This is a genomic window from Edaphosphingomonas laterariae, assembly GCF_900188165.1.
Lineage (GTDB): Bacteria > Pseudomonadota > Alphaproteobacteria > Sphingomonadales > Sphingomonadaceae > Sphingomonas_E > Sphingomonas_E laterariae.
The window spans coordinates 143,957-157,173 of sequence record NZ_FZOS01000001.1; the positions used below are offsets into that span (position 1 = coordinate 143,957).

Sequence of the window (13,217 nt, forward strand, 5' to 3'; positions counted from 1 at the left end):
ACTATGTACCGCTGTTGACGCGGCTTTATGGTGCGAAGCTGGAACTTTAACGGGGCGACGTCAATCGGCCTTTGTTGCAGGGCAGCAACAGTCAGATGGCAATTTTCGGATAGCTTTCATCAAGCCCCGCCAATGCCGCCCGCAGCGGGCCGAGGTGCGCGGAAAAGGGCTGCCACTGCCCCATGCCCGAACGATAGATCGGCTGGCGGACCTGTTCCGAACTTGCTGTCCGCACCGCCCGCCCGGATTCGTGGAAGCGCAAGCACGCCGGATCGAATGGCAGGCCAAGATAGGCGAGAAGGCGCCGGACCTCGGCTTCGGTATCGTCGACCATCGCCTCATAATGAACGCGATGCACGCGCCCCGGCGCGGCAATATCGATTGCCGCCATCAACCGCACATAATCGCGGTAATAACGCCCCATATCGTCGAGCGAATAGCTGAACGCCTGCCCGCGCGCGAAATGCTGCTTGTAGTTGGAAAAACAGCAATCAAGCGGATGGCGCCGTGCGTCGATGATCCTGGCGTGGGGCAGGATCGACAGGATCAAACCGACATGCAGCCAGTTATTCGGCATCTTGTCGATAAAATGCGGCCTGCTGGTTTTCCGATGAACCCGCGTCCGCTCGACATATTCGTCGCCAAGCGCAGCAAGCGCACCGGCGTCGAGGGTGCCAATGATTTCGGGATAGCAGCCATCCGTCGCCCGAATCTTCCCATCGCTCAGCCGCCTCGCCATCGCGATGATGTCCGGCAGTTCCTGCGTGCCTTCGATCATCGGATGACTTGCCAAAATCTGCTCGATCAGTGTCGATCCCGCGCGCGGCATGCCAAGGATGAAGACCGGATCGGGCGACGGGCTGCCTTGTGAAGCCCGCGCTTCGAAATAGGCCGTCGTATAAAGTGCAGTAGCGCGGTCGACCTGCTCGGTGGTGGTCTCCGCATCATAATCTATCAACGTCCGCCGAAGGTCGTTGCCGCGCTCATAATGCGCAAAGGCCAGGTCCGCATCACCCGCGTCCTCGCGCGCCTTGCCGAGCGCGAAATCGAGGTGAAAGCGGTCCTCCGGTTCCAGCGAAGATGTGGCCAGCGCCGTTTCCATCGTCGCGATATCGGTAAGGTCGAATTTCACGGTTTTTAGGTTGGCAAGGCTCCACCAGGCTTCGCCAAGCGTGGGGCGCAATGCAATACTGCGCCGATAGGCGTGAACGCTATCCGATTGGCGCCCTACCGTCTTGAGCGCGTGGCCATAGCTCATCCATATCTTCGCCTCGCCCGATCGCACCGCCAGCACGGCCTCGAACTGCGCGATGGCATCGTCAAAATCGCCGATCCGCCCGAGCGCGGCGCCCTTGAGGTTTCGATAGGCCGGATTGCCGGGCTCCCCTTCGAGCAAATGATCAAGCTCGGCCAGCGCCGCGACCGCCTTGTTCTCGCGATAGAGCACCGTCGCAAGGTTGAAGCGTGCGGCCGCAAAACCCGGCGCGAGCTCAACCGCACGCCGCAGCAGATTTTCCGCGTCGGCATAACGCCCGATCCGCCCGGCCAGTTCGGCAAGCATGCGCATGGCGGCGACATCGGTTGGAAACTGCTTGAGATGCGGCTTCAGGATGCGCTCCGCCACATCGAGCCGGTGGTCGCACAAGGCTTCCGCCGCCTCGCGCAGGCGCGGATCGTTGATGGAGGCGCGGATGTGGCGGGCATATGCCGCATCCGCCGCGTCATTGTCGCCCGCAAGGATCAACTGGTCGCCCAACGTTCGCCAGGCATCTGCCGAACCGGGAACCTGCACCACCGCGAGCCGCAGCGCGGCGATCGCAGCGTCACGCTGGCCAAGCGCTGCGTGCGCGCGGCCCAGCAACGCCAGCGCTTCGCCATGGTCCGGCGCAACCTCAATGATCGCCCGCGCCTGCTCAAGCGCCAGAGCTGGCCGCGCCGACAGCAATTCATGCCCGTGGGCGAGCGCGGTGGCCAATGTTCCTGTCGATTGCGCCGCGCCGCTTGCCATCGATCCCCAGCCTCCCCCGGCCCTGCATTCCTGGCAAGTTGTGGCGAGAAAAGCGGGATGCTTCAAGCGGGCTATATCGGCAGGCGCGCTTTCGGGAAGCCCTGCCAGCAGGCGTCATAATCGGGCTGCAATTCGGGCAGCGACAGCGCCTGCGCGGCGGGTATGAACGGCCAACGGCTTTCGAACATGAATGCCATCGTGCCTTCGATCTTGTGCGGCGCAAGTGACGCCTCGGTCGCGGCCGTCCAACTCGCAACATCCGGCCCGTGGCTCGACATCAGATTGTGGATGCTGAGCGCGCCGGGCGCGAAGCCATCGGCCTTGGCGTCATAGGCGCCGTGGATCAGGCCCATGCACTCGCTCATCACATTGCGATGGAACCAGGGCGGCCGGAACGTATCCTCCGCCACCATCCAGCGCGGCGGAAAGATAACGAAATCGCAATTGGCGACGCCCGGCGTGTCGGATGGCGCCGTCACGACGGTGAAGATCGAAGGGTCGGGATGATCGAAGCTCACTGTCCCGATCGTGTTGAAACGCGCCAGATCATATTTCCACGGCGCGAGATTGCCATGCCAGGCGACCACATCGAGCGGCGAGTGATCGAGGCGCGCCACCCACAGGCGCCCGCGGAACTTCTGGATCAGGTCGAAAGGTTCGTCACGATCCTCGAACCACGCGCACGGCGTGAGAAAGTCCCGCGGATTGGCAAGGCCGTTGGAGCCGATCGGTCCAAGGTCCGGCAACCGAAAATGGGTGCCGTGGTTCTCGCCGACATAGCCACGCGCCGAACCATCGGGCAGCTCGGCGCGAAAGCGCACGCCGCGCGGGACAAGACCGATCTCGCCGGGCGACAAGTCCAGAATGCCGAGTTCGGTCAGAAGGCGAAGCCTGCCCTGCTGCGGCACGAACAACATTTCGGCATCCGCATTGAAGAACGCGCGGCGGGCCATGTCGCGATTGGCGCGATAGATGTGAACGGTCACACCGTCCATCGCACCCGGATCGCGGTTCGATGCCATGCGGGTCAGGCCATCGATCAGGTCCGCATCCACGTCGTCCATTGCGAGCGGCGACCAGCGAAACCGGTTCGGCGCGAGCGGCTCGCCCTCCGCGTCAACTTGAAAGCCGGGCGCACCGTCATAAGGCGCGTAAGACCCATGGCCCCCGCTCGGCCGCAGCCGATAGAGCCAGCTTCGCAGATTTTGTGCCCGCGGGGCCGTGAAGGCGGTGCCCGATAGCTGTTCAGCATAAAGGCCAAAGGCCGGGCGTTGAGGCGAATTACGCCCCTGCGGCAGCGCACCCGGCACCGCCTCGCTCGAACAATGGTTGCCGAACCCGGTCAGGTAATCGGGCATGCGCGCCTCCCCGCCCTTAACTCAGGCCTCCACCTGGCCGGGAATGACGCCGCGGCGGATCTGGTCGAGCTCAAGGCTTTCGAACAGCGCCTTGAAATTGCCTTCGCCGAAGCCCTCATTGCCCTTGCGCTGAATGATCTCGAAGAAGATCGGGCCGACCATGTTCTCGGTAAAGATCTGCAGCAAAATGCCGCCGCCGGTTTCCGGCGCGCCGTCGATCAGGATGCGGCGCTTGCGCATTTCTTCCACGTCATGCCCATGCCCCGGCAGACGCTTGTCGATCAGATCGAAATAGGTTTCCGGGCTGTCCTGAAAGCGGACGCCATTTGCGCGGAGCCGATCGACCGTGGCGAAGATATCATCGGTCGCAAGCGCAAGATGCTGAATGCCCTCGCCCTTATACTCCTTCAGGAACTCCTCGATCTGGCTATGTTCGTCCTGGCTTTCGTTGAGCGGGATGCGGATCTTGTCGTCCGGCGCCGTCATCGCCTTGGAGAACAGGCCGGTCGCCTTGCCCTCGATGTCGAAATAGCGAATTTCGCGGAAATTGAAGATGCGCTCGTAGAATTCCGCCCAATGCGCCATCCGCCCGCGCTGGACATTATGGGTCAGGTGATCGAGCGTGTGGAGCCCGACCGACCGGGCATCGCGCGCGGCGCCTGGCTCCGGCTTGAAATCGACGTCGTAGATTTCCTGCGCGCCATAGCGATCGACGAGATACAGGTTCGACCCGCCAATGCCTTCGATGGCCGGAATATTGAGTTCCATCGGGCCGACGGGGCCTTCCACCGGCTTGGCGCCACGCTTCACCACCTCCGCAAATGCCTGTGCCGCGTCGTGAACGCGAAACGCCATGGCATTGGCCGACGGACCATGCGCGGCACGGAAATCGGCAACCTGGCCGGAAGGCTCCATGTTCAACAGGAAGTTGATGTCACCCTGCGCATAGCGGCGGACATTCTTGGAGCGGTGCGTTGCCAGGTGCGTGAAGCCCAGCGCCTCGAACAGATCGGCCAGCGCCTGCGGCTGGGGACCAGTGAACTCGACGAACTCGAACCCGTCGAGCCCGAGCGGATTTTCATGCGCGTCGACCATCAATCACACTCCACAAACAATGCCTATTTCGTATCATTGGAAACTAATATCCACAAGCCTCGGCCGCACCCTCGATCCGCCGCAACAGGCTATCCAGCGCCCCCCGCTCCCACTCAGCAAAGCCCGCCAGAAGCTTCGCCTCCATGGCCAGCGCCTCTGGGGCCACCGTCTCATAAAGCGCGCGCCCGGCGGCCGTCAGCGCCAGGCGATGGGAGCGCTGATCCGCATCATCGGCCGTCCGGCCGATCAGCCCCCTGCCCTCCAGAGCCTTGGCCGCCCGGCTGACCGTTACCTTGTCGAGCTTCGCACGTGTTACGATGGCACGGGGCGCCATCGCCGCGCCCTCTCCGAGGATAGCAACCACTCGCCACTCCGCTATACTGATGCCAAATCGCCGCTCATATAGCGTGGCGATGACGGCGCTCACCGCGTTGGTCGCTACCGACAATCGGTAGGGAATGAAATTGTCGAGCTGCAGCGCGGAGTGAGGCATGTTTCACATCATAAGCGATGAAAATTGCAGTTTCAAATGAAACAATATCAACCTTAACGACACCTAGCCCTTCGACAGCCCCTCGCCGCGGTTGTATCTTGCCATTGATTCGGAAAGAGAATGCAGGGTCGCGCCGCATCGCAAACGGATCGGATTCGCAACCCGCGGTCGGGCAAATCCGTAATCTCGTATGGGCACTTCCCTGTGCGCCCATGCGATCCTGACGGGGTGGGAGACGACATTGCGGAGCTTGCGTGGGATCAAACTGGCCCTGATTTTGGGCGCGGCAATCATGTCGTTCGCGCCACCGGCCCATGCCGCTCAAGCCGACCGCCCAAGCCTGCAGGACAGTTTTCGCCTGGGCGGCGAACAAGGCGTTCTTTGCCAGGTACAATCCACGGCCATCGACCCGGCAATCGCCGGCATGTTCGACAGGGCTTATGCGATCGTCTGCCGCGACGCCGCCACTCCTATCGGTCGCATCTACGCGCTGCGCACCAATGAAGGCACGCCTGTCGAACGTCTGCAGCAGATCCGCAACCAGAGAACCGATTGTGGCGCGCCTACCGGACAGACAACGCTGGAAAGCATCGGCCCGGTTTCGATCACCGATTGCCGGCTGAAGGGTAACGACGTTGATTATCGCGTCTATTCCGCCATTCGCGGCAAGACGCTCTACGTGGCCGAGGGTTTGGCCGGCTATGACAGCGCGCTGACACTTGGCCTGCGCACGATCGCCACCGACAGGATCATTCCCGGCACTGTCGACGTCGCGACGACCGCCGTTTCCGATCCTGCCGCCTTCGCCCGGGTGCAGGCCGGCACGCTCGATTTCGAAAGCGCGCTGGCGGAAGGATATCGTCGAAACAACAGCGGCTCTTATGCCGAAGCGGCGGAGTTCTTTGACGCCCTTCTCCAGCGGGCCGATGGCGGCAAGGTCAGTCAGGCGGCGCTGGGCGAGTATGTCATCAATCGTGCGCTGCAGAAGTCGAACCTTGGCGAGTTCGCCGAGGCCGACGCGTTGTTCGCGCAGGCCAGCACGATCCCGACTGCCGACCCGGTGCAGCTTCGCCTCAGGCGCAACTTCCTGGCGATGCACCTGATCAACCAGCGCAAGCTGGACGCGGCCAGTGCGGAGCTGGATCGGCCGATCGCCCCGGTCAGGCGCGATGCGGCAGCGGCCGAGGCAAGTGTGATCGACGCCGATGCGGCGGCCGAACTCAACAGCGGGGCGCCCCTTGTCCGCCAGCTTGGTGGTGCCGAGACGAGCACGCTGACCGTCGCCGAGAAAGCCGCAATCCTCGACGCGCAGGGGCTGCAATTGCGTGGCACGGTGATGCGCCTCAGCGGCCAGCCGGCCCCTGCCCGGCAAGCCTTCCTGACCACGCTCGCCCAGTTGACTGCGATCCGCGAAGGGCGCGTATCATCGATCACACGCCTTCGCGCCCAGACGATGGCGGAATTGTCGGCGGTGGCCGAGGGCGCCGGCAATTTCGGCGAGGCAGAGGGACTGCTGCGCGACGGGCTGGCACTGCTCAAGGCCGAATATCCTCGCTCGATCGCCGTTGCCGCCGCAGAGGCGCGTTTGGCTGCCTATCTCGCCCGTCGCGGCCAGAATGACGCCTCGATCGCGCTCTATCGCGACGTGATCGCCTCCGTGACGCAGAATGGCGGCACGACGGCCGGTTTCGAAAATCTGCTCGGCCCCTATTTCCAGCTGCTCGCCGGGATGATCGCGCAGCAGCCGAAGCTCGTGGAAGATTTCTTCCTGGCCAGCGAAACGCTCGTGCGACCAGGTGTGGCCGACACACAGGCGGTGCTGGCAAGGGAACTGAGCGGCGGCAGCGACGAGGCTTCGCGGCTGTTCCGCCAATCGGTGACGCTGACCCGCGATATCGAACGTGGCCGGATCGAATATGCCCGCCTCGCGTCGCTTCCCGCGCCGACAGCGGACGATCAGGCCAGGATGGCCAGCCTGCAGGAAGACATTCGCGCGCTGGAGGCGGATCAGGTCGCAACGCAGGCCCGGCTCGGCGAATATCCACGCTACCGCGCGGTTTCCACCCAGGCCATGACGCTTGGCGAGTTGCAAAAGGCGCTTCGCCCCAACGAGGCCTATCTGAAGCTCGTGGTCGTGAACAACGCGGTTTACGGCATCTGGGCAACACCCACGGACGCGACAGCCTATCGCGCGGGTCTCAGCGAGGCAGATCTCGATCGCAAGGTCGATGCGCTCCGCCAGACCATCTCGGTCGAGGAAAATGGCGAACGGCTGACCTATCCCTTCGACCTCAAGCTCGCGCGGGAACTCTATCTGGAACTGATGGCGCCGATCGACGGCCGACTGGCCGGCGTGGACCATCTCGTCTTCGAACCTGCGGGTGGAATGCTCCGCCTGCCACCGGCCTTGCTGGTCACGGAGCAGGCTGGCGTCGACTCATATTATGCCCGTCTGAAACAGCCCAAGGCCGATGACTTCGATTTTCGCGGCGTCGCCTGGCTGGCGCGCAAGGCCGAGATCAGCACGGCCGTCTCGCCGCGCGCTTTCCGCGACGTGCGCGGTGCGGCCCCGTCCGCTGCCAAGCACGAGTTTCTGGGCCTCGGCCAGAATGCGCCGGTCAATCCGTTCGTCCAGCTGACGTCCAGCCGCAGCGTCTCGTCAGAAGGGGCGATCAATTGCGATTGGCCGCTCGATGCCTGGAATGCGCCGATCAAGGCAACCGAACTCAAGACGGCCGAAGCCATCATCGGCGGCGGACAGTCCGCCGTGATCACGGGCGCCGATTTCACCGACACCGCCGTGCTCGCCAAGGCCGACCTCAATCAGTATCGCATCCTGCACTTCGCCACGCATGGGCTGGTCACCGCGCCGCGCCCGGAATGCCCCGCTCGCCCGGCATTGCTCACCTCGTTCGGCGGCGCCCAGTCAGATGGGTTGCTGACCTTCAAGGAGATTTACGATCTCCGCCTCGATGCGGATCTCGTCATCCTCTCGGCCTGCGATACGGCCGGCAAGGCGACCGTTGCCGCGACGCGCGAGGCCGGGATCACCAGCGGCGGGGGCAATGCGCTCGATGGTCTCGTGCGCGCCTTCATCGGCGCCGGCGGACGATCGGTGCTGGCCAGCCACTGGCCCGCGCCGGACGATTTTCAGGCAACGGAGCGTCTGATCGCCAGCCTTTACGAGGCGAAGCCCGGCACGTCGGTTGCCGGCGCCTTGCGCAAGGGCCAATCCATGCTGATGGCGGACGCCGCGACCTCGCACCCATATTATTGGGCCGATTTCGTGATCATCGGCGATGGTGCGCAACCCGTGCTCAAGGCGCGCTGAGCGTTCGATGGCGACGGGGGCAGAACAGGTTTCGGCCGGGGCGACCGAAAAACTGACACGATCCGCGCGGGGGCTGCGGACGCGTATGCACCAAACGTGGCGCAAGGTCGGGCCATGGCGGCTGGCGATCACATTCCTGTTCCTCGCCCTGGCGCTGTTCATCGCGCGCTACAGCTGGGAACGGGTGCCGATCGCGGCGGACATCGAGCGGATGCTCTACGACGTCCGTTCGACATCGATGGCACCGCGTGTCGCCCAGGACGACCGGATCGTCATGGTCGTGTTCAACGATCAGACGTTGATCGAAACCGGCCGCCGCTCCCCCCTTGATCGCGTGACGCTGGCCAAGGCACTGGCCAAGCTCGACACGCTCGGGGCGAAGGGCATCGGCATCGATATTCTGATCGATCAGGCCACACCCGAAGACCAGCAACTCGTCGACGCCTTCAAGGCGCTCCGCACACCAACCTATCTTGCCTTCGTATCCGCGGAAACAAATCCCGATTTCGTGGAATATGGGCAGGAGGAGTTCCTCCGCGCCTTTCAGCAATCCATCGCCGGCGGCGCGGTGAAGCCCGCCAGCGTGCTTTTCGAATCCGACCTGACCGATAATGTGATCCGCAGTTGGCCCAATCAGCCGACGAGCCTGCCTGCGCTATTGTCGAACGCCCTCACCCCCGTTCACCCGGAGTTCCGCCAGTATATCGGCGCCATTCGCTTCCGCTATCCGGCCGATCCCGAGCGCCCCGTCTTCGCCAAACTGCCGATCCAGCTTTTCACCGGCGATTTCCCGGCGGAAGCGTTGCGCGATCAGATCGCGGGCCGTTACGTGCTGATCGGCGGCGATATCTTCGATGTCGATCAGTTCGAGACGCCGGCCACACGGGTTCAGGGCGGCACCACCATCGGGCTTGAAGTGCATGCCCATATGCTCGCCCAATTGCTCGATGGGGCGATGTTCAAGGCAGTATCGCCCTCGATGCTCTGGGCCGCCGCCATTCTGGTGGTCCTGGCCGGCGCGTTGACGGCGATGCTCGATGTGCGGCCATGGCTGCTTGGGCTGATCCTGCTCGCCCAGATCGCGATCATCCTGCTGATCCCCTATTGGGCGCAGGCGCGTGATGTGGACACCCAATATCTGCCGGTGTTCGGATGGGTGGCGGGCTGGTTCATCGCCTTCGCCGCCGTCGGAACCGCAGCGCGTGCCGTCGGATCGGAGCAGCGCCGTTTCGCGCAGTCCGCGCTCGGCAAATATCTGCCTCGCGACGTCGCGAACCTGATCATGCGCGATCCCGATCGCCTTGCGCTGCACGGCGAAAAACGGGAAATCTACGCACTGTTCACCGATCTCGAGGGGTTCACCAAGCTCAGCCACGCGATCGCGCCGGAAATGGTGGCGTTCCTGCTCAACCGTTATCTCGACATGTTGAGCGAAACCGTGCTCCGCCATGGCGGCACGATCGACAAGTTCGTCGGCGACGCCGTCGTCGCTTTCTGGGGTGCGCCGATCTCACGGGTGGACGATCCGGATCGCGCGGTCGAAGCCGCAATTGCGATGTATGAAGCAGGCGAAGCCTTTCGTCGTTCGGCGCCCGATGGCGTGCCGCCGATCGGTTGCACACGCGTCGGGCTGCATTTCGGCGAAGCGATCGTCGGCAATTTTGGCGGCGAAGGTCGCATCCAATATACCGCGCTCGGCGACAGCATGAACGCCGCGGCCCGGCTGGAAAGCGCCAACAAGCAGTTGAAAACAACCGTTCTTGTCAGCGAAACGGTCGCCAAAAGATCGACCTTCTCGCACTTTCGCCCCATGGGCCGCGTGGCCGTACGCGGCCGATCGACCCCTTTCGCCGTATATGAACCTGTGCCGCACCTGCCCGAAGCGGATGTGACGCGTCTCACAGCTTTGGTGGAGCGGTTCGACAATGGTGACAAAACTGCTTTGGAAGAACTTGAAAGCTATGCGTCAGACCATCCGGAGGATGCGGCCATCGCCAATCTGGTATACCGTCTGCACGAAGTGGGACCGGGAGGAAGCTTTGTCTTGGATTGATGTTTTTAAGCCGTCGGCGGCCGTTGCGGCGCTGATGATCGCGAGCGTCGGCACGGCGGCTTCCGCCGCGACGCTGGTTGTGCGTTCGAGCGGGCCTTCGGCCAAGGCCTATCCCGCCGGCAAGCAGCTTGCGGATAATAGCCAGATCGCGCTGCGGGCAGGCGATCAGGTCGTGATCCTCGACAGCAAGGGCACGCGCACGTTGAAGGGGCCAGGCACGTTCAGCCCGACCGTCTCCTCCAATCAGGCGAGCGACTCGCGCGAAACGTTCGCCCAGGTTTCGAGCCGCAGGGCGCGCCCCGGGGCCACGCGTGGCGTCACGCCGCCGCCGGCCCCGACGGCCGTCCGCAACCCGAACATCTGGTTCGTCGATGTCGAGCGTTCGGCAACCGTCTGCGTCGCCGATCCCACGGCGATCACGATGTGGCGGGCCAATGGCGGCGAAGCCACCAGCGCCACGCTCACCGATGCCGGCAGCGGCAAGAGCGAGGTCGTGCAATGGTCGATCGGCCAATCGCAAAAGCCCTGGCCGGCTTCCCTGCCTGTCACCGAAGGCGCGCGCTACAAGGTGAGCTGGCAGGGCCAGAACGCCCAGAGCGAGCTGCGTTTCGCGCTGATGGGCGCCAACACGGCGGGGCTTGAGGACATGGCCTCGAAGCTGATCACCAAGGGCTGCGATGCCCAGCTGGATCTGCTGATCGAAACCGTGGCCATCCCGGATTCCCCGGCGAGCTGAAGCGCGAAACCCAGCCCGGCGCAGCTTGAACTGGCGGCGCCGGACTGGTATTTAAGCCCTTGTGCGGGATGGAAGAAAATTCCACCCGACGCACCTTCCGGGTCGCGGAGGTGCAGGCTCGCGCGGGACCGGCTTTTCGGCCTTGTGAAGCCGACAGGCGATACAGCGCACCCGCTCGCGGGTGTTCGATATTAAGCGAAATGATGGTGGGCCGGGCGGAAAGTAGCTCGGTCGCAGGCGGCCTTATGCGGTCGTCGCACTAAAGGGGCCGCAAGGGGGCACGAATGAAGGCCATTGGTGGATCTGGCGGATCCCTTATTGCGATCGCGATGCTGGTCGCGACAACGCCGGCAGACGCTCAGGTCGTCGCCCCGACCCGCGAGGAGATCAACCGCCCGCCCGTGGCGCCGATTGAACGTGCGCCATCCCGGTTGACGGTGGAGGGCGGTGTCGAGCGGGCGCCCTGCCCGCTTGCTGATGCACGCTTCAAGGATATCGCGATCACGGTGTCGGCAGTGCAGTTCGACAATCTCCGCGTCGTCGCGCCGGAAGTGCTGCGCCCTGCCTACGAAGCCCATCTCGGGAAATCGGTGCCGATCGCCACGGTCTGCGAAATACGCGATGCGGCGGCGACGATCCTGCGTCGCGCCGGTTATCTCGCGGCGGTTCAGGTGCCAGCGCAGCGCATCGAAAACGGCGTCGTCCATTTCGACGTACTGATGGCCAAGCTGGTCGCCATTCAGGTGCGCGGCGATGCCGGGCGGGCGGAAAAGCTGATCGCCGGCTATCTTGAAGAACTGAAAGGCCAGGAGGTCTTTAACGAGAAGGACGCGGAGCGCTACCTTCTCCTCGCCCGTGATCTGCCGGGCTTCGACGTGCGGCTGATGCTGCGGCCCGCCGGCACGGCGCCCGGCGAGGTGATCGGCGAGGTTTCCGTCCAGAAAACGCCGTTCGTCATCGATGCCAGCGTGCAGAATTCGGGTCGCATCAGGTAGGCCGCTGGGGTGGCCAGCTGCGCGGCGAATTTTACGACCTGCTCGGCCTCGGCGACCGCGCGACGGTCGGCTTTTACGCCACGCCCGAGTGGGACGAACAACGCGTCCTCCAACTCGGCTACGATATGCGGCTGGGCAGCGAAGGGCTCACGCTCGGCGCGCGGTTCACCAACGCCTGGTCGAAACCCGATCTCGGTGATCCGGCCAATGGGCGCATCAAATCTGAAACCATGGTCGCCGGGCTGGAACTGGGCTATCCAGTGCTGCGCCGTCAGGATGCGAATGTCCGCGCGGCCCTGGGCTTCGAATATATCGACCAGAATGTCCGTTTCGGCCGATCAGGCGGTTTCGTTCCGCTGACCCGCGATCATCTTCGCGTGCTCTACGGCCGCATCGATTTCGACATGATCGATCGGTCGAGCCTGGCGAGCCTGGCCGGTTACAGTGCCGGCGAACCCCAATGGCGATTTGCCGGTTCGCTCGAATATCGTTTCGGCCTCGATATTTTCGATGCCAGCAATGGTTGCGGCGCACGGCCCTATCTGCGCTGCTTCATCAACGGCGCGGTTCCGCCGAGCCGGGTGGAGGCCGATCCCACGGCCGCCCTCGTCCGGTTCAGCGGCATTGGCGAATATCGGCCGATCCCCAAGCTGGCTTTCACGCTGGCGCCCCGCGCCCAATACACGCGCAGCGCACTGCTGAGCTACGAAGAGTTCTCGGGTGGCAATTACACCGTCGGCCGTGGCTATGATCCGGGCGCGGTGATCGGCGATACCGGCATCGGCTTTCAGGCCGAGGTCCGTGCCGGCCGCATGGCCCCCAATGCGCGCGACGATCTGGCGTTCCAGCCCTTCATCTTCTTCGACAAGGCATGGGTGTGGAACCGCAACCAGCCGGTCCAGCCGCTCGTATCCGATCCGCAGGAACTGTCGTCGATCGGCGGGGGCGTCCGGCTCGTTTATGGCGATCGCGCGCGACTGGACATGACGCTGGCCAAGGGGCTCGAAAAGATACCAGCCGCAAGCGCGCAAGGCCTTGTCATGCGCAAGCCGGACGCGCGGCTGCTCGTTTCGCTAACGACACGACTATATCCCTGGCTGCAGTAAACGGCGCAGGCGAACGAAGACGTAACAGGTTCGAAGGCTCGA

Annotated in this window: 9 protein-coding genes; 5 read left to right on the forward strand and 4 right to left on the reverse strand. The window is 63.8% G+C overall.

Features of this window, described 5'->3' with window-relative positions; all coding sequences use genetic code 11:
* Positions 1 to 91: 91 nt before the first annotated feature.
* The 4 genes from CHB74_RS00670 to CHB74_RS00685 all read right to left on the reverse strand — a co-directional run bounded on the left by CHB74_RS00670 (position 92) and on the right by CHB74_RS00685 (position 4,954).
* On the reverse strand, positions 92 to 2,008 hold the full coding sequence (locus CHB74_RS00670) for a tetratricopeptide repeat-containing sulfotransferase family protein (RefSeq protein ID WP_089217676.1): 1,917 nt from the start codon (positions 2,006 to 2,008) through the stop codon (positions 92 to 94).
* Positions 2,009 to 2,079: 71 nt separating this feature from the next.
* On the reverse strand, positions 2,080 to 3,366 hold the full coding sequence (gene hmgA, locus CHB74_RS00675) for a homogentisate 1,2-dioxygenase (protein WP_089217677.1): 1,287 nt from the start codon (positions 3,364 to 3,366) through the stop codon (positions 2,080 to 2,082).
* 21 nt (positions 3,367 to 3,387) lie between these two features.
* On the reverse strand, positions 3,388 to 4,461 hold the full coding sequence (gene hppD / locus CHB74_RS00680; protein WP_089217678.1) for a 4-hydroxyphenylpyruvate dioxygenase: 1,074 nt from the start codon (positions 4,459 to 4,461) through the stop codon (positions 3,388 to 3,390).
* A gap of 43 nt (positions 4,462 to 4,504) precedes the next feature.
* The gene (locus CHB74_RS00685) at positions 4,505 to 4,954 is read right to left on the reverse strand and encodes a MarR family winged helix-turn-helix transcriptional regulator (RefSeq protein ID WP_089217679.1); all 450 of its coding nucleotides are present in this window, start codon (positions 4,952 to 4,954) and stop codon (positions 4,505 to 4,507) included.
* Positions 4,955 to 5,246: 292 nt separating this feature from the next.
* On the opposite strand from CHB74_RS00685, the gene CHB74_RS00690 reads away from it, so the two are divergent.
* The 5 genes from CHB74_RS00690 to CHB74_RS22690 all read left to right on the forward strand — a co-directional run bounded on the left by CHB74_RS00690 (position 5,247) and on the right by CHB74_RS22690 (position 13,175).
* Positions 5,247 to 8,285 carry a CHAT domain-containing protein gene (locus CHB74_RS00690; RefSeq protein WP_089217974.1) on the forward strand — a complete coding sequence of 1,013 codons (3,039 nt, stop codon included), beginning with the start codon at positions 5,247 to 5,249 and terminating at the stop codon, positions 8,283 to 8,285.
* An 85-nt stretch (positions 8,286 to 8,370) separates the two neighbouring features.
* Positions 8,371 to 10,338 carry an adenylate/guanylate cyclase domain-containing protein gene (locus CHB74_RS00695; RefSeq protein WP_245842524.1) on the forward strand — a complete coding sequence of 656 codons (1,968 nt, stop codon included), beginning with the start codon at positions 8,371 to 8,373 and terminating at the stop codon, positions 10,336 to 10,338.
* A gap of 34 nt (positions 10,339 to 10,372) precedes the next feature.
* Positions 10,373 to 11,074, forward strand: a complete 702-nt coding sequence (locus CHB74_RS00700) for a hypothetical protein (RefSeq protein ID WP_089217681.1) — start codon at positions 10,373 to 10,375, stop codon at positions 11,072 to 11,074.
* 329 nt (positions 11,075 to 11,403) lie between these two features.
* Positions 11,404 to 12,069, forward strand: coding sequence for a POTRA domain-containing protein (locus tag CHB74_RS22685; protein ID WP_342746553.1), 666 nt, complete (start codon positions 11,404 to 11,406; stop codon positions 12,067 to 12,069).
* 125 nt (positions 12,070 to 12,194) lie between these two features.
* Positions 12,195 to 13,175, forward strand: coding sequence for a ShlB/FhaC/HecB family hemolysin secretion/activation protein (locus CHB74_RS22690; RefSeq protein WP_342746555.1), 981 nt, complete (start codon positions 12,195 to 12,197; stop codon positions 13,173 to 13,175).
* The last annotated feature ends 42 nt before the right edge of the window (positions 13,176 to 13,217 follow it).